The following is a 17,476-nucleotide window of genomic DNA, read 5'->3' as shown; positions in this document are numbered from 1 at the left end:
ATTTAAATAATTTTCTATGAGTAATACTCTGATAACTTTTTTGGTTATATTTAATTTAATATTGACTTATTGAAAGCTTAAAGTAACTGATGTATTTTTTATTTTTATTTCTTGTTTGCTTGCTTCAAAGATTGTGCTTATTTCTCCAAAATCACCATTATAAATTGATGTTATAGGAGCAAATGGATCATGATTATCTACATTAATATTATTGTAGAATAATACAATGTCACCAACAGCAAGATTTTCGCCTAAATTTAATAGCTTTCTTTTAATCCATAAATTGATTTTATGTGCGTTTTCATTAGAAAAACATAGGATGTGAATGTCACTTTTATTCAATTCTGATATATAAGTTTCTATTTTATCTTTTTTTAAATGAATAACAGCATTTGATGTTTGATTAATTTGTAAATCATTAAATATCTTATTGCTAATACCTGAAACACATTTCAGTGCTTCAGCATTAATTGGCGAATAGTTTGTTTTGTCTGATAATTGAGCAAGGTCAACTACTAATTGATACTTTTCTTCAAGATGAAGTGCAGAGGTGGTAGGGGCGGGTTAAGCGAGACATTCATGAATGATGGATCATATCTGTTAACCCGCCCCTACTGCTTGTAAGAAATACGGAATTAGTCATTAGTCAAAAACAAATTCAAAAAACTAAGGAAAAAGGACTAATGACTAAGGAACGTGGATTAAATAAAATACAAAACTCCACCTTGTAATGAAGCGGAGTCACCTTTTGTTTAACTAACGACTTACGTTAATAGCCAACTGGACAACTTATAAATCGCCATTTGGTCTAGCTGTTTCCAGATCAAGCCTTGTTAGGCTAACTCTTAAGGCAATCAGCTTTGAGTACCTATGGCTACCAAAACACTGACCAAACCTAAGCAAAGACAAAATTCTCAAAATCGCTCATGGGAAAACCTGACAGATCGCCGTAAACTCCGCCATATTGAAAACACATTGGATAAAGCGATCGCATCCTCAATTCAGGATGATTCTATCCAGTCCCACGAAGACTTTAAAGCCTATGTAGAAAACTACAGCCAGGAATCGGGTAAAGCCCCCATCACAGTAGAACTCTGTGTAGGAGGTGGGGATGATGACGAGATTAGAGGCTATCGTTTCTACCTCACCAATGATCCCAACCATAGAACCAGTGGCAAATACCTGATTAAAAACCTCGAAGGAATTACCAGCAAAGATGAAAACTACTTCACCCCTTCTAACATTGCTGAAATTTGCGGTTTTGCTGAAACAGAACTAGACGATCTCGATGATGAATTAGAAGATGACCTACTCGATTTAGATGAAGAAAAAGATGATATAAATGACGAACTTGACGACCTATTAAATGATGATTTCAACACTAAACTTGACGACTTAGATGACTTAGGTGAAGAAGACGAACCATCTGTTAGTCGTATTAGCGCAGCCCAAACTAAAACTCAAGCCAAAACTTCAACTAAAACCCAAAGTAATTCTCAGCCTAAAACATCCTCTAAAACTCAGAACAGAGCTAATACCAATAAAACTGCTGCTAAAAACTCCAAATCCAGAGAACCTCTAGACGAAGCTTCGCGTTTAAGTGCCACAGCTGCCACCAATGGACGAGAAGTGAATGGGGTGAATTTGGCAGGCTTAACAGGTCAACTGGCATCTCTGGGAATTGCGGTTGGACAAGGTGTTTTGGAACAGCTTGATGCCGTTTTAGTACCAGGGCAGCCCCCGGAGATTTTGCAGTGTAGCATCCCCCTGCGTGAGATAGAAACGCTGCTGGACAATCAGCAATCAACTCGCTCTACCCAAGCCCAGACTGATAAAGATACTGCAAGGCAACGCCAGAAACAAACTCAAAGAAAAGCTAGCAAACCAGAAATGCAAGTTTAATTCTACAAACGAGAACAAAAAAATGAACAACACAAAATCTCACATTTCTCAGTTAAAACTGCTGCCATCTCGTAAATTTTCAACCAACTTGAGAAACCTGAAAATCAACCGCACGGACTTACTTTTCATTTTACTATGTCTTGCGATTGGAATTTATTTGTTAGCTACCAAACCCATATTCGTCACTATTTTGGGATGTGCCACCATTGTTTTCTTGAGTATTGGGTATGTAATTCGGACAGTACCAATTCTAGAAAAGTATTTAGGTAGAAAAATTCGCTTCTGGCATATTGTTGCCGCCATTATCACTGTTACCGCTTTACTCGATACTTTTACAACTCCAGCCCAAGCTATTTTCTTAAGCGGGTTAGAAAGCTTCTTCAACAATTTAGCCCAACAAAGTTCCCAAGCCGGAGGCGGTTCCACTAGCACTTTGGATGCCAACGTTGTTGGTTTAACATTCAACCTCATCCGAGGTGCATTCTTGCTGCTGGTTGCTGCTGCTTCTCTATTTGCCTATAACCAAGCACAGCAAGGTAACGACTGGCGACCGATTGTTACTCAAGTTGGTTTAGCGTTCTCCATCGTAATTGCCATTGATGTCATCACTTTCATATTTGTCGGTAATGGCACAGGAACAACATCAGCCATCAGGTAAACCCAACTTGAATTTTATACCCATTAAATAAGAATTCAAAAGTCAGAAAACATTCGTCAGAATTCATCAGTGGGGGATGAGCATAGTTGATCTAGAAAACTTTGAGAGGTTATTGACAAGAAGAAAAGTCCTATTCTCCCCCTTATCTTCACTTGTCACTTCTTGGTTGACTGACTACTAATGCAGCACTAGAGAATTACAAAAATATGGCACAAGACAATCAAGAATTCATCAAAGTCAATCGGATTCTAGGCAAGCAAGCCAGCATTGGGCCAATTCCGGCTGAACAGCTACTTCCTTGGATTGCCATCATTGTAGTTTGCTATGTTCTCACCAATGGTTTACTCAGTTTAGGTATGGGTTGGTTCTTTGCCACCTCCTTCTGGCTAATTATTAGTTGGTGGATTCTCACAGGCAAACAGCCCCATCAGTTTTTAGATCGATGGCGTAATCCACCGGGAACAGAGTGGTGCAATAGTAACAGCATTTACATCTCACCGATTCCCGAATATCGACCCTGGTGGGTGCGTCGGCGTTACGCAGACTCGCAAGTGCAAATCCGATTCAAGCCGCTGATTGTACCGAATCAATATGGAGGCAAAAGTAAGCTCATGCCCTTCCAAAATGAGGTAAACATCTGCTGTATTGCAGAAATTAAGAAGGATGATCGTGAAGTGGCTGCCCTGTTATTGGATAAAGGCAACTCTCAGTATCAACTCGTGTTTGGGTTTCGCATCGCTGGACTGCATGACATACTACATGAAAATGAAGTCAGCGAATTTGCCCACTCTATCGAAGAGGGTTTGAAAGAACTACCTCCCGGTGAAAAAATTACTTTTTGTACAGGCTGTTATAGTGATGATACTGAGTCATATTCCCTACAGACAGGCTCTACCAAGGAAGTACCCCATAAACGCCAAACCCCACTTACTGCCTTAGCAGACGATTGCCACTTGAAACCAGTTTCTGTGCTGCTTCGCAACGAGCAATTGCGGGTGGAACAACTCAAGGAAGCAGGTTCTCGCCAAATCTGGAACCAAATCGCCTTCTGTACTTGGACGAGCGATGATGAAGCTGGTTCACAGCAAAAGGATTTTGTGGGTGGACTGATTGAAAAATGCAGAAAATTTGGCTCTTGGGCAGTTGAATTGATTACAGGGAACAAACGCATTTACCAAGAGGACTTTTTCAAAAAGCTTTTACTGCAAGGGTTTCAGCAAGGATTTATCCAGTGGAAATTGCTGCTCAATACCAAAATTGGCTTAGAAGTAACACCTTGCAATGCTACAGATTTGTGGCAGTGGCTTTGGAATCGATTTAATGAGGGTGCAGCACCTCCTATTCCTCAAGTCATTACACTGAAGGAGACTGAGACGGGACTGGAGTTAACAGAAACCCTAACCACCGATAAACACATTTGTACATTACTGATTGAAGGACAACAGGGACGTTCCGCTTGTCCCGAACATCGGGGAGATAATGACCGAGTTTACCTCACAGGTAAAAGCAAGGTTTGTGGAGTCATGGTCGTAACAGATCCCCCCGTCGGTTGGTCTAATGCCCAAGAACAGCTAAAGTGGGTCTGGAAAATCCTTGCTTCCAGCTACGTCCACGATACAGAAGCTTGGATTGAAATCAGCCGCAGCAACGACTTCTTAATCCAAGACAACCTAGCGCGTCAGGCAAAACAATCCAAAACAGCCCGCACTTTAGCCATAACCAAAGGACAGGGACGGGACGTTGGAGCAGAAATCAAACAGGAGGAATCCTTTGAAGCCCAACGACGACTTTATGAAGGGACAAAAGCGTTGCACTGTGCGCCTGTATTTCTAGTTTATCGTCACAGCGCCCAAGAGTTAACCCACGCTTGCAACTTGTTAGCTAACAGTTTTGAGACTGCCAAAGTAATTCGAGAGCGTAATATTGCTTGGGAAATTTGGCTGCAAACCCTGCCGATTACCTGCAAATGGTTGCTGCACGGAGGCAATCTCAGCGAACGCAGAATAACTTTAGATACCCATACTGTGGCTGGGATTATGCCCCTAACTGTCCCCAAGGACATTGATAAACAGGGTGTGGAATTCCTTACCAGTCGTGGTGGCAAGCCTATTTATGTTGACTTATTTCACCAGCAGATTGGACGCGCTCTAATTACAGGTACTTCCGGATCAGGAAAGAGCGTTTTGGGATGGCGTTTTGCTCTAGAGGCATTAGCGAACAATATTCCCGTAGTTGGTATGGATATCTCTGCCAGTGGTAACAGCACTTTCAAAACGGCAATTGAGCTTTTGGGCGAGCAAGGAGCATATTACGATATTTCCAGTGGTAGCAGTAACCTACTGGAACCGCCAGATTTGCGACGGTTCGACAAGTCAGAACGGGAACGGCGCATGGAATCTTGGAAAGACTTTATTCGCAAAGCATTAACAGCGATGGCTTCGCCCGCCATAGGCAACGCAATGGGTAAAGTCGAAAACCCCCATTTAGCTCAACGGGTTGATGCCTTGCTAGTCAAAGCTTTGGACGTATTTTTAAAAGACGCAGAAATTATTACTCGTTACAACCGAGCCTTCGAGATGGGTTGGCTTTCACCAGAATGGCAGCAGATACCCACGCTACCAGATTTCGTCAAGTTCTGTACTAGAGAGCGCCTTAATCTGAGATCCTTTGAAGAGATTGACCGACAGGCACTCAACCAAATCCAAAATCAGGTTAGCGCTTTACTAGCATCTAGGTTGGGGAAAGCGATCGCTCGTCCCAGCACTTTTTCCCCATTACCGGCGATTAAATTCTTTGCTCTCAGTGGATTGAATAACGAACAGGATGCTTACTTGATGGCAATTAACGGCCATAGTGCCTGTATCCGTAACGCCCTATCCCATCCTAAGAGTTTGTTTATTGGCGATGAGCTTTCCGTATTGTTACGTAAAGATGGCTTTGCCCAGATTATAGGCGAAACCTGTGCCACGGGAAGGAAAGAAGGCATTGCTGTTCTGCTGATGTCCCAAGACCCGGATACCATTTGCGAGTGTTCGACAGGCGCTCAAATTATGCAGAACATGACCTATCGGATTACCGGACGTATTACCAGTAGCGGTATTGCTTCTTTCCAACAGTATCTGGGCTATCCCGTCAATATTATCAGTCAGAATGCAACTGAAGCATTTTTGCCCCGTACCAGCGACCTTTATTCTTGTTGGCTAGTAGAAACAGGTGGTAGATTCTGGCGTACCCGCTTTTACCCTGGAGAAATGATGCTGGCCAGTGTTGCCAATAACCAAGATGAACGGGAAGCACGAGAACGGGTGATGGCTCAGTATCCAAATACCGCTAAAGGCAATTTGTTAGGACTGAGAGCATTTACCGATGCTTACATTCCTGCTTTGAAGGAAAACAGAGGCTTTAAGCATATTGGCAAAGAGATAGATCAAACCCCAGTATTGCGCGATTGGCTACACCCAGCCGTAAGTCCTGCGGACAGTCTCCACCAAAGCGGAGCATCTCTGCAAGGAGAAGGCGATCGCCAAGAAAGTAACGATGGCCAACAGGCTGAAAGTAGCCTGATTGCAAGTTGATATATCTAAAAACTGCATTAAGGAAGGTGAATCATGAAATCTAAACTTACCTTTATCAGATTGATAGCACTGATTCTAATTTTTGAACTTGGTTCTATCCCTAGTCCAGCCCTTGCTCGCACTCAAGACAACGGTCGAGATCCAGTAGCTGCTGCTGTTAGTAACAAAACTACTGGTAGTAGTATTTTCACCTCAGACACAGCATCTCAAATCAGTGATTTTGTGGGAGATGTCAAAAATTTCGCTCAAAATGACCTATTTAATCCTCTTGGCAATTTGCTCAATTCTACCTTGGGTGCAATTCAAATTCCAGATTTAAACAAAGTTTTGGCAGGAATCATGAACGGTTCAGCCAACAACGACCCTGGTGCCGTGCTGTCTGAAACTTTGGAGAACAAAACCAATGGTCAAAGCTCTTATGGTATCCGTGAAGACCTTGGTAAATATGCTACTAGAACAGTTGCCACAGAGATCGCTAATCAGGCTACTTTGAGCCAAAATTGTCGAGGTTGTAGATATTACCTAGCCTATACCTAGAAATTTGGAAATTATTGGTGACAGATTGTTCCAAGCTTCAAACAAACCCGTTGTTTGGGGTAAAGCAAGAATCACACCTTTTAACATCGTAATAGCTGTATCAGCTAAATTCTGTTTTTCTTCATTGTTAGGGTTTTGTGATGCTTCTGCTAAGGCTTTTACTTGTTTTAGTGCTTTCTCTTTATCCTTAGGTGTTAAATTTTCTTCAGCTTCAATCGCTGCTTGTAATTGCGTTAATAATTCCTTAATTCCAGGTTTTTCTGGTTCAGGTGATGTAGGTAATTCGTTGATAGTACCTGTAACCTGACCACTAATCTCACCTAAATTGAAAGCTTGTTCGCTAGCAATAATATCTCCACCAGCTGTGATATTTTGGGTTTTATGGCTGGAATCATTCATAGTAACAATCACCTTTTGACCTTCACAGTTAAATATATAATAATTAGCGTTTGGATTGGTTTCAATCAGTGAAATTTGAGACAACCTTTCCCTCAACTTTACGTATTCCTCTTGAAGTATTGCAAGTATTTTGTTATCGTCGTTTTTTCTATCTGTATTTTGAGAAGATAATAAAGATTTAGTTCTTAAATTTTCCACTCTTTCATTTACTTTATCAATAATTTTATTTAAATTACTAAATAAGGTTCTAAAGAATTTAATGTTAATGTCTGTCTTTGATATTGGAAAGACAAAAACACGATCATACTCTAGGATATCAAATACGGCTATACAGGGAATGTTTTCTTCAGTAATTCCTAAATGGTTAGCAATTTTATAAATTTCAGTTTTATCATAAGGCTTTAAACTTAACCAACCAAGTGATGACCAAACAATATATAGTTTTTGAGACAATAAGGATTTCCAATATTTGAGAGATTCTTTAAGATTTTTAGAGTTATTTAAGTTTTCAATAGCATATACCTTAAACCTTGAACCTGAAAGTACATGAATATCTGAATATGACTCTCTCACAAAGCAGGAAAACTCTTTATCAGCATCTGTATACAACAATACTATATGTAAACCATCTTCATTGGTTGAGGGAGACTCACGAACCATTGAAAGAAAATCCACTACCCTAGGAACCAAAGCCAGACAATAATTAACGTTATTATAATTGTACTTATATTTTCTTGAAACCTCAATATTATTTAATACAACTACTTCTCCATCCAAAAAACCTAAATCCGTAACTTTTGTTTGATAATATTTTTCTAAATTTATTTTACTATGTATATCATTATCAACTGACGACTGAGAATTTTGAGTTCTTTCCAATACATAACCGTATTCAATGGTAGAGTCTATATATTCTTTAATAACAAAAGGATTGAAATCAGTAATATTTTCTTTATACTGTTTAATTACATCAAGCAGTGTCGTCTGATTACTCACCTGAATTTGCTTAAAAGGTACATTTGCTTTTGTTGAAATGTCCAAGCTTTCTAAAGTAACAAATGTATTAGACCATAACTCTCTATCCTGAAAATTAGTTTTAATTTTTTCAATTGATTTTTCTTCATTAGACCATAACTTTAACTCTCTACCTCGGAAATTACTTTTAACTTCTTCAATTGATTTTTTTTCAATAACAAATATAGAAAATTCACTCATCTTCTACTTGCTCTACTTACTTTTATACGAAAATTATGGACAAGAAATATTTTTACATGAATATCTATCAAAATCTCCTAAAAAGACTAATAACAGTAAAATATCTCTCTTTAGATAGATAAAAAATTAATAATTTTAAATAAATAAACATATCGATTCATCAGAACTTATGCTTTTTTAGTAAATCTGCAATAAAAATTAACAAGCTTATGGTATCCGTGAAGACCTTGGTAAATATGCTACTAGAATAGTTGCCACAGGTATTGCTAATCAGGCTACTTTGAGCCAAACAGCCCAAAGTCAGATGGCTCAAATTAAGCAAGCTACTCAACAAGATACTCAAGAGAACGTCAGCTTGTGTGAGAAATCGCAAAGTTTATATGTCACCCAACAGATTTGACAAAACCGAAGATTGCCGAATTAGTTCCTACCAGCTTCTTTTCAGGTCAGCTGCGTAGCACCACTATTATTTCCTATCTGTCAGAACCGAGAGCAGTACGACCTGGGGAATGGGAAATAGACATGATTGCTACCCGCATCTTAGTTGACCGCACTACTGGTAGAGATGAGCGTATTCCTTTTAACCGCACTTTTACTGTCCAAGCAGTAGAGATTCCCCGATCTCCTTTAGGTAAAGATGCCCCCCTGGTAGAACAGAAAATTTATGAAGTGCGATCGTCTGGACTGCAAATTACCAAGATGGTTGAGTTCAATTCTCAGCAACGACGTTAAAGGAAAAGGGTAGAATTATGAACAATTCAAATCAAAACCATGAATTTGACTACCTAAACGAAAACTCTGCTGATTTTTCGTCGGAATTCAACAGTACTAACGGCAATCATCGCTCTACCCAAGCCACTTTGGTTGCTGATGATGATATCAGCTTTGAAGAGGAGCAGTTGTTGGCAGGTTATAACCCTACTGCAAATCACCTCATTTCCGAAGAATATCGCTTGAAACAAGATGCAGAAGGAGCGGTAGAGCGATCGTTAGCAGAAAAACCCAGTGTTCGACTAGGTTCAGTAGTTGCCTTAGTGGGAATGGTTATTGGCTCTGTAGCACTGATCTGGTTTGGATTTCTCCAACCGAAACCTCCTGTCAAACAAGTAGTTCAGACTCCTACTACATCTCCAAAAGGCGAACCAGTTTTAGATGAATCTGCCGAACTGAAAAGCAGATTAGCGTTTCAAGACCAACAGCAACAACTTAAAGTGGAACCTGTTGCGGCTAAATCCCCAAGTCCAACCCTACAAAATAAACCCAAACCAAGGCCATCTCAACCTCAAGACACTTTTTCACCGCGCACAACTCCTGCATCACGCATAACACCAATAACTCCTGTAAGAATTTCTCAACCTGCGCCCCCAATAGTGCGGTATATTTCTCCCAATCCTGTTAGTTATCAAGCTTCAACACCAATACGACAGCCTGAAAGGAATGTCGATCCTTTCCAGCAGTGGAGCCAACTAGCTAGTCTGGGAGAGTCGCAAATCGGTAACTCTAAAGCAGCTGAAACTCAGTCAGAAGTTGCTGTGAACACTCAAACTCCAACAGGCTTGAAACCAACAGCTAGGACATCCATTTCCACTCCCGAAGACCCTGGTATTCAAACAGTTTTAATTGGCTCCAAAAGCACTGACAGTAAAACTGATAACTTGACTCCAGGAATGGTAGGTATCCTCAATCGCACCCCTGTAGCTACAACCAATCTCAATGTAAATGAAACTAAAGAGGTAGCGCTGGGTACATCTGCCCCAGGTAGAATTATCATGCCGATGATTTGGGATCAGGGAGGGAATAATAAGAGCGATCGCTTTGCTATCGAGTTAACCAAACCTCTCACAGCCACAGACGGCACGGTGGCACTCCCGGCTGGTACTGTTTTAGTAACGAAAACAGTGGCAGTAGGTAAAAAGAATAACTTGGTATCTGCTAGTGCGATCGCGCTTATTTACCCTGACTCCCAAGGCACAGTTAAACAGGAAACGATTCCGGCTGAAACTCTGTTAATTCGCGGTCGAGGACAGCAACCGTTAATTGCTAAAAAGCTGAATGATGTGGGGACAGATATTGCCCAACAAGATTTATTAGTTGGATTACTCAGTAGTTTGGGTAAGGTGGGAAGCATAGTGAATCAGCCCCGCGCTCAATCTAGCACTGTTGTTTCTAGTGGCACTTTTAACCAAAGTACTATTACTAGTAACTCTAATCCTCAGATTTGGGCAGCGGCGCTGGAAGGCTTTTTTAGTCCAGTCAGTGAACGTCTGTCTAGACGCTCTGACCAAGCAGTGCAAGAATTACTAGAACGTCCAAATATCCAGTTTTTACCTGAAGGTACAGAAGTCTCGGTTGTCGTCAATAGTTTTTTGAAAGTTGAACGATGATACCAATTTGGTACAAGTAGCCAGCAATTTAAAATTCAAACAAATTGGAATCGATTCATGTACAGCAACGCCTGGTTTTTGAATAGATACAAACTGAACGTTCTACAACTTAATCTTTAAGATTACTGGAACAGCCTATAAGTCAAAACTTCTAGTCCAAAATTCAAAATTGGTATGAAACAATTTGCCACTCTTGTTATTGCTAGCACCACAATACTATTTGGGGTGACAATACCTGTTGTACAGGCACAAGCACAAACTCCTGCATATCGCTTGATTGAACGGGATATGGCTGCAAACAACAGAATTCAGGTTCAAATTACTCCAGGACGTGCTACACCTATTAGCTTCACTCAAACCGATGAGGCGATCGCCTACATTTTGGTAGCAGACCCTTCACGACTCGTCTACACCACAGATACAGATTTAAAAAGCGGACGCGCTACAACGATTTTTCTGAGGCCAATCCAACCGCTAAAGTTTCCAGGGGCTACCACTACTGCTATTACTAACTTACTTGTCCAAACTGTAGACAAAACGGGACAAAAACGACTCTACAACTTCGATATCGTTCCAGTGCGTAGAAACACTGGGTATGTTGGTATTCAGATTGCAGATGCGATTACCTCTGGCACTGCGCCAAGACGCGGAGTGGCTTCTGAAAGTAGTGGAATCGCTGGTCAGCAGACACTATTAATAGATAAAAATCGCAGAGCGAGAGTAGATGATATTGAAACTGGACTGAGAATTGCTATTAATCGGGGTTACACCAACAAAAGCGATCCAGTTGTTCCTAAAGTGCAGCAAGTTTTGTCTCTATTGCGAAATAACAGAGTAACAATCCCAGAAGCAGCTACATCAGTTGGTGTTCCAGTTGAGGTTATTTCTGAATTAGGAAGAATCGCCTTAAATGACCGTTTACTCAGACTAGGACAGCAGCGCTAGAGGTGATGCACAGGGGAAAATAGAAAGGAAGTTAACAACTCTCAAATAGTTGACAATAGTGTTAACAAGCCGCTAAAAACCACAATATTGGTACGTATCTTTGTGAGAGTGCTAAATTGATTTTGTCTGTGAGTGATAGCGATATTTTTTTGAATCAATGAGAGTGACCTTTACCCAATCCTCCAATGAAGGTGTTTTCAGAGGATGGATTTTGCTCCGCATAGAAACCAATGATATTTGCACCCAAATTTGGACATCATCTACATTCAATCCTTATAAAGAACTGTATATCTGGCTGGGGCAAATTCGAGACTCCCAACTACCTGCCAAAATGATAATAGATGAGGAAGGTCATGGAGTAGAGCTTATAGCTGAGTATTTGAGCGATCTATTTGTGCAATTCCGTATTGAGCCGTGGATGTGTGGTAATGATACTACAACACGTCTCAAGATTACTACTGAGCGTTGTGAATTGCTCAAGGCTTTTCATGATGGAGTCATCAAATTTCTTAAGGATGAGTATCAACCATCACAATGGTCGTATATTGATGATCTGAGCAATACAAATTGGGGATCTCTACTCAAGCCATCTAATATTTCTGGTGAAAATTGGCGAATACGTTTAGCAATGTACTGGGGAGGACGTGGCAGGGTTCCTGAAACCGGACGTGAAACCGTATGGAACCAACTCACCCTAGAACAACAATGGCTGGTAATCCTACATGATGTATTGCTATGGGCTACAGAATTAACAGCTAACGGTCAAATCACAGAAGCCTATGCACTTGTCAGCTTCTACAAAAATCTACCAATCGATCTTGCTTTAGGTGAATTTGATGCAAGTTGGTATGAGAAGCGAAGAATTGAGTTAAACAAAAAATATGGACTGTGTGAGTACTCTATAGAAAGACGAACACCTAAGAATTGCCGTTCTTCAGCAAAGGCGAGGTTGAAAACGCTTAAGCTTGGTCAACTTGTAGATGGCACTATCCGTGGAATTAAACCGTATGGTGTCTTCGTTGATATTGGGGGATATTATGCGCTATTACATATCAACGCAATTTCTCAACTAGCTATTAATCATCCAGAGGAGGTCTTTCAAGTTGATGACTGGATTAGAGCAATGATTGTCTGGATTGATGTTGAAAAAGGGCGAGTATCACTCTCAACTAGCGATTTAGAGACTGAACCGGGTGATATGTTAAGAGACCCGTTGGGTGTGTATGAAAAAGCAGAAGAAATGGCAGACAAGTACTATCAGAACGTCTTGTCAAAGCTGGAGGCTGAGTAGTGCAGGCTAATAGCATGAATTTAATTATATCAATTAGTATGGATCAAGTTTTTAATACCTCAATGATCTTATCCACAAGTTCCATTGGCTCAATTGGCTTGGTAATAAAAAGTTGAAACCCTGCTTTTAAAATACGTTGCTCATTTTTGGCTTCAGCAAAAGCAGTGAGAGCGATCGCTGGAATCTGTCCCCCTTGCTCTATATTGCGGGAGCGAACCTGATGAATCAAGGTAAAGCCATCCTCATCTGGCATACTGATATCACTAATCAGTAGAGCGGGCGATTGCTGTTCTAAAAGTGCCAATGCTTCTTTTACTGATGCTGCCACTAATACATCTGCCCCGGCGCTCTGAAGAACAGTCTGCATTAACATCCGAGCATCTGCATCGTCATCCACAACCAGAATGCACAAGTTCTGCAATTGGGCAGTTTTCTGATTGCCATGCAGCAATTCTCCTACTACTAGCTCCTCATTACTCAACTGCTTTGTCATTTTCACGATAGGTAGCCTCACCGTGAATGTCGAACCCTTGCCGAATCCCCCACTGGCTGCTGTGATATTGCCATTGTGGAGTTCTACAATTGTGAGAGCGATCGCAAGTCCTAACCCTAATCCACCAGCAGAACGAGTAGTGGAAGCATCACGCTGACTAAACCGTTCAAAGACGAATGGTATAAATTCTGCTTCTATGCCCCTCCCTCGATCAATAACAGTAATCTGAGCCTGAGACTCAACTTGTTCCAACCTCACCTCTACACTTTCATTCTTGGAACTAAACTTGATTGCATTTGAAAGCAAATTCCAAACCACCTGTTGTAAACGAATGGCATCACCTAAAACGTTGGACACAGCATCAAGATGTAACTTAATTTGAATGCCCTTTGTTTCGGCTGACAATCGAATAGTATCTGCTGCTGACCGAATTACACTTGCTAGGTCAACAGGTTCGATTTCCAAATTCATCTCGCCCTTCTGCATCCTAGCCAAATCGAGCAAATCGTCAATTAAGCGAACTTGTAGACGGGCATTCCGCTCAATGGTTTCCAGTCCCTCAATTTTCAGTGCTTCATCCATCTCATGTTCAGTTAGCAATAGTTGCGCCCAGCCGTGAAGATTATGCATGGGAGTACGTAACTCATGAGACAAGACAGCAACGAATTCATCCTTTACTCGATTTATTTCTGCCAGTTCCTCAGTCTTTTGTCTCAGTTCTTCCTCTACACGCTTTTGTTCGGTGATATCAATACCGATTAAAAATGCGGCTCTGTTCTGGTCATATTTTTGAGCCACAATTAAATAACTACGATCTGCGCTTATGGATCTCAACTCATATAGTGCTTCAGATTGATCTCCAGCAAAGAAATTTTGCACGAACTCACGAAACCCATTACCACTAGCTAAGAAGCCAATATCCTGACCAACAAAAGCTTCGGGAGGCAAATTAAAACTATCAGCTAAGTGCTTGTTGACACCTAGATAGCATAAATCTGAACTGACCCAAGATACAATTCCAGGCACAGCCTCAAGTACAGTCTGCAACTGATCTCTGGCAGCTTGCAATTTTCTTTCTGCTTGGTTGCGCTGGGTAATATCTAGAAATACACTTACACACCCCCGCACTTTTCCATCTTCATCAAATAAAGGGGCAGCATACTGCGACAGGTTAATTCTCACACCATCATCACGAACCACCTCGATCTCAGAATCTAGTATTTCCACACCATGAGTGGTAGCATATTGCATAGCCAGTTCTTCTGGAGCTAATTCTCTGCCTGACTGGTAAACTTTAAAGTTAGTTGGACGTTCATCATTAGGAGCGCTGAGAGAGGCATTTGCGTCAACAGGTATGCCAAGTAGTTTGGCAAGAGCCGGATTAACTCTAATAGTTCGGCATTCTGGATCTTCTGCAATGCCAATGCCAGTTGGAATCACCTCTAACAAAGTTTGTAGTTCTTTAACTCGTCGATTTAAAGCTTGGTTCAGCTTAATAATTTTTGCTTCTGCTTGTTTGCGGTTCGTGACGTTTTGGAAGATTGCCAAGCCCGTCAGAATTTTGCTATTTTCATCTTTGACTGGAAAAGTTTGTACTAGATAAACTTGATTGTTATAAGGGATTTCAATACACATTGGGGTACCCTGTAAGGTACTACGGTAAGCTGGTTCTATCAGTTCGTAAGTCTCAGGGAGAACAGTTTCGTGCAGCGTTTTACCTTGGAACTCTTCTTTTGCTAAACCAAAAATTTGCAGTTCTGTACCCTCAGCACCCATAAAGCGCATATCTCGATCAAAGAGAAAAACTACTCCATTGGGTAGATTTTGGGTTAATGTTCGGTATAGTTCTTCACCTTGACGAAGTGAACGCTGACTCTGTAATAAATCTTTTAGATTGATTTGGGCTTCTGTTTTATCAGAATCTGACTGCTGTTTGCTTGACTGAAAGTTAGCAGTTAGCGCACTGATTAATAGACCCTCGATAACAAATAATACAAATTCCAAACTATTGAGAGTAGAAGATGGGTTTGTAAAAAAGTAATGACTAGCTAAAGCAGCCAAAAACAATGATGTCAATCCTGAAATGATACTACCGTACCAAGTACTTATAGCGATCGCAATCAGCCACAAGCTGAAAGAACTTGTAATTCCGGTTATATGCTCTAGTCCCAACTTGACTAGCAAGGTTACTCCCACACTGAAAAATGCAATCCTGTAAGGCAGGTATTTTTGTTTGATGAATAACATAGAGATGGGAGCAACGCTCCAAAGTGAGGCCGGATAAAAAACGAGCGATGTCTACGGCGGGCCACGCCTACGCTAAAAACTATTTTCAGTATATTAAAATATTAGGTATATTAAAGCACGTATTAATGCGTAGTCAGATTTACTAGGTCTAATGTATGGTGACGAGCGCGAAAATTTGTAATGACAAGAATTAGCAAAACACCTGCTCAACATCTCGGAGACGATCTGGCAGAGGTGGCATAACTGGCTAGACGATGACACGTACTGGCCTGTACATTCTGCACTCATCCACGGTGACTTACACCCAGGACACATCTTGGTTGATCAGAACTACCGAGTGACTGGACTACTGGATTGGACAGAAGCCTCGGTTGCCAACCCAGCAACAGACTTCGCTCTTTACTACGCCATTTTTGGTGAATCCGCACTCTCTCATCTACTTCAGCAGTACCAACAGTCTGGGGGTCAAGTTTGGCCTCGAATGCACGATCACATCGTCGAATTGTATTGTGGCTACCCTGTCATGATTGCAATGTTCGTACTGCGAACAGGTGAAAAATCTTACATAGAACTAGCACAGATGATGCTGTCCACACATGAACAGCAAATGGTTGTTTGGGATATTGATTGCCGATGATGCCGAATGGATATGGAAACATATTCCTCAAACCAGAAGGAGTGTTGTTTTTCGGAGAAGCAAAACCAACAGCTATCGCTGCATTGAGTGGATCAATTAATGGAATTAGCTCCCGCGATGATGATCCAAACACAAACACTTCCTACTTTCGCTGCAACAGGTTCTTTTCCATTTCAACTCACCCAGCAGCAGCAAAAAGCTTTATTATCAATGTGGACATTTATACAGCCAACTGCGATCGCTGCTTTATTTCTGCTGGTTGGCTATGCTGGAACCGGCAAGTCAACTATTGTTTTCCAACTAGTTAAAGTTCTTGTCGCTGCGGGTAAGCGAGTTGTACTGACTGCACCCACTAATAAAGCTGTAGGTGTGCTGCAACGCATGGCGGCAGAAAATGGCGTAACTGGGGTAGAATTCTTCACCATTCACCAGTTGTTAGGACTGGGTATGGTAACTAGAGGTAAAGAGAAAGTACTTGACCAAACTGGACCTTCTTACATCAATCTATTTGATGTTGTCTTTATTGATGAATGTTCCATGATTGGTAAACAACTCTGGCGCTGGATTGAGGATGTTGCTAACCAATCATCCACCTGGACAAAAATCAAAATTATTCTCATGGGCGACCCAGCACAGTTAAATCCAGTTAATGAAGGAAAATCTCCTAGTTTTCAAGTGCCAGATAAAGCCGTATTGACTCAAGTTGTGCGTCAGGGAACTGGTAGCCCTTTGTTAGAGTTTGTCACTGCTTCTCGCTATGCAGTTACCAAGAGCAAGTTTCCTTTTGAGCCTTATGCCAAATATCTGCCTGATAAAAGTAATGGGGCGCTGATGGTTAAACGTCAAACTTTGCTGCGCTATGCCTGCAAAAAGATGAAGAGAGAATTTGCTCAAAACCCAGATTGTTTCCGAATTTTGTCCTGGACTAATACTCAAGTTGACTTTTACAATCAGCAGATTCGCACACATTTATATGGTGAAAATATCAATCGGTTTATTCCTGGAGAAAGATTAATCACCAGAGATCCTGTGATGGCTCCTGATGGCAAAACTACGATTCTTGCTAGGGAGCATCCCAGTTTTTGCAAAGAGCGCGAAAATCAGTCAGGATAAGTATGATGAGTGTATTTATCTACCGATGACTCCCGAACAAAAGCAAGCACTTCAAGAACATATTCAGGCGATCGCTAAAA

13 protein-coding genes are annotated in these 17,476 nt (G+C 41.1%); 10 read left to right on the top strand and 3 right to left on the bottom strand.

All coding sequences use genetic code 11. The features are described 5' to 3' along the window. Positions 1 to 66 precede the first annotated feature (66 nt). Positions 67 to 342, bottom strand: a complete 276-nt coding sequence (locus tag LC586_RS25425; RefSeq protein WP_229488024.1) for a hypothetical protein — start codon at positions 340 to 342, stop codon at positions 67 to 69. Between the two features lie 528 nt (positions 343 to 870). Here LC586_RS25425 and LC586_RS25420 point away from each other — a divergent pair. The 4 genes from LC586_RS25420 to LC586_RS25405 all read left to right on the top strand — a co-directional run bounded on the left by LC586_RS25420 (position 871) and on the right by LC586_RS25405 (position 6,672). Next, positions 871 to 1,902: a hypothetical protein gene (locus LC586_RS25420; RefSeq protein WP_229488023.1), complete on the top strand. Its 1,032-nt coding sequence runs from the start codon at positions 871 to 873 to the stop codon at positions 1,900 to 1,902. A 22-nt stretch (positions 1,903 to 1,924) separates the two neighbouring features. After that, a complete protein-coding gene (locus LC586_RS25415; RefSeq protein ID WP_229488022.1) occupies positions 1,925 to 2,560 on the top strand; it encodes a hypothetical protein in 636 nt (211 codons plus the stop codon). A 206-nt stretch (positions 2,561 to 2,766) separates the two neighbouring features. Continuing rightward, complete coding sequence (locus LC586_RS25410) at positions 2,767 to 6,135, top strand: putative type IV secretion/conjugal transfer ATPase (RefSeq protein WP_229488021.1); 3,369 nt, start codon at positions 2,767 to 2,769, stop codon at positions 6,133 to 6,135. 33 nt (positions 6,136 to 6,168) lie between these two features. Then, entirely contained in the window at positions 6,169 to 6,672 is a 504-nt protein-coding gene (locus tag LC586_RS25405; protein WP_229488020.1) for a hypothetical protein, read from the top strand. Here the strand turns inward: LC586_RS25405 and LC586_RS25400 are convergent. After that, complete coding sequence (locus LC586_RS25400) at positions 6,658 to 8,286, bottom strand: hypothetical protein (protein WP_229488019.1); 1,629 nt, start codon at positions 8,284 to 8,286, stop codon at positions 6,658 to 6,660. The two genes, LC586_RS25405 and LC586_RS25400, sit on opposite strands and share 15 nt — an antisense overlap. Before the next feature lie 396 nt (positions 8,287 to 8,682). Between LC586_RS25400 and LC586_RS25395 the strand changes: the two genes are divergently transcribed. The 4 genes from LC586_RS25395 to LC586_RS25380 all read left to right on the top strand — a co-directional run bounded on the left by LC586_RS25395 (position 8,683) and on the right by LC586_RS25380 (position 12,906). Continuing rightward, the gene (locus LC586_RS25395; protein WP_229488018.1) at positions 8,683 to 9,018 is read left to right on the top strand and encodes a hypothetical protein; all 336 of its coding nucleotides are present in this window, start codon (positions 8,683 to 8,685) and stop codon (positions 9,016 to 9,018) included. A gap of 17 nt (positions 9,019 to 9,035) precedes the next feature. Next, positions 9,036 to 10,670, top strand: a complete 1,635-nt coding sequence (locus LC586_RS25390; protein WP_229488017.1) for a TrbI/VirB10 family protein — start codon at positions 9,036 to 9,038, stop codon at positions 10,668 to 10,670. Positions 10,671 to 10,844: 174 nt separating this feature from the next. Next, positions 10,845 to 11,615, top strand: coding sequence for a hypothetical protein (locus tag LC586_RS25385; protein ID WP_229488016.1), 771 nt, complete (start codon positions 10,845 to 10,847; stop codon positions 11,613 to 11,615). Between the two features lie 157 nt (positions 11,616 to 11,772). After that, complete coding sequence (locus LC586_RS25380; RefSeq protein ID WP_229488015.1) at positions 11,773 to 12,906, top strand: S1 RNA-binding domain-containing protein; 1,134 nt, start codon at positions 11,773 to 11,775, stop codon at positions 12,904 to 12,906. Positions 12,907 to 12,949: 43 nt separating this feature from the next. On the opposite strand, the gene LC586_RS25375 is transcribed toward LC586_RS25380, so the two are convergent. Then, a complete protein-coding gene (locus LC586_RS25375; protein ID WP_229488014.1) occupies positions 12,950 to 15,646 on the bottom strand; it encodes an ATP-binding protein in 2,697 nt (898 codons plus the stop codon). A gap of 202 nt (positions 15,647 to 15,848) precedes the next feature. Between LC586_RS25375 and LC586_RS25370 the strand changes: the two genes are divergently transcribed. Beyond that, positions 15,849 to 16,283 (top strand): phosphotransferase, encoded by a 435-nt coding sequence (locus tag LC586_RS25370; RefSeq protein ID WP_306423290.1) that lies wholly within the window; start codon positions 15,849 to 15,851, stop codon positions 16,281 to 16,283. 99 nt (positions 16,284 to 16,382) lie between these two features. After that, positions 16,383 to 17,396: an ATP-dependent DNA helicase gene (locus LC586_RS25365; protein ID WP_229488013.1), complete on the top strand. Its 1,014-nt coding sequence runs from the start codon at positions 16,383 to 16,385 to the stop codon at positions 17,394 to 17,396. Positions 17,397 to 17,476 lie beyond the last annotated feature (80 nt).

This window comes from Nostoc favosum CHAB5714 (assembly GCF_020829495.1).
Taxonomy (GTDB): Bacteria; Cyanobacteriota; Cyanobacteriia; order Cyanobacteriales; family Nostocaceae; genus Nostoc; species Nostoc favosum.
This window is presented reverse-complemented; position numbering and strand designations above follow the sequence as displayed.

Bases quoted from the DNA above. Each gene is read 5' to 3' on its own strand.
- LC586_RS25400 (WP_229488019.1), bottom strand. From the start codon at position 8,286: ATGAGTGAATTTTCTATATTTGTTATTGAAAAAAAATCAATTGAAGAA.
- LC586_RS25390 (WP_229488017.1), top strand. From the start codon at position 9,036: ATGAACAATTCAAATCAAAACCATGAATTTGACTACCTAAACGAAAAC.
- LC586_RS25380 (WP_229488015.1), top strand. From the start codon at position 11,773: ATGAGAGTGACCTTTACCCAATCCTCCAATGAAGGTGTTTTCAGAGGA.
- LC586_RS25415 (WP_229488022.1), top strand. From the start codon at position 1,925: ATGAACAACACAAAATCTCACATTTCTCAGTTAAAACTGCTGCCATCT.
- LC586_RS25420 (WP_229488023.1), top strand. From the start codon at position 871: ATGGCTACCAAAACACTGACCAAACCTAAGCAAAGACAAAATTCTCAA.
- LC586_RS25365 (WP_229488013.1), top strand. From the start codon at position 16,383: ATGGAATTAGCTCCCGCGATGATGATCCAAACACAAACACTTCCTACT.
- LC586_RS25405 (WP_229488020.1), top strand. From the start codon at position 6,169: ATGAAATCTAAACTTACCTTTATCAGATTGATAGCACTGATTCTAATT.
- LC586_RS25385 (WP_229488016.1), top strand. From the start codon at position 10,845: ATGAAACAATTTGCCACTCTTGTTATTGCTAGCACCACAATACTATTT.
- LC586_RS25375 (WP_229488014.1), bottom strand. From the start codon at position 15,646: ATGTTATTCATCAAACAAAAATACCTGCCTTACAGGATTGCATTTTTC.
- LC586_RS25410 (WP_229488021.1), top strand. From the start codon at position 2,767: ATGGCACAAGACAATCAAGAATTCATCAAAGTCAATCGGATTCTAGGC.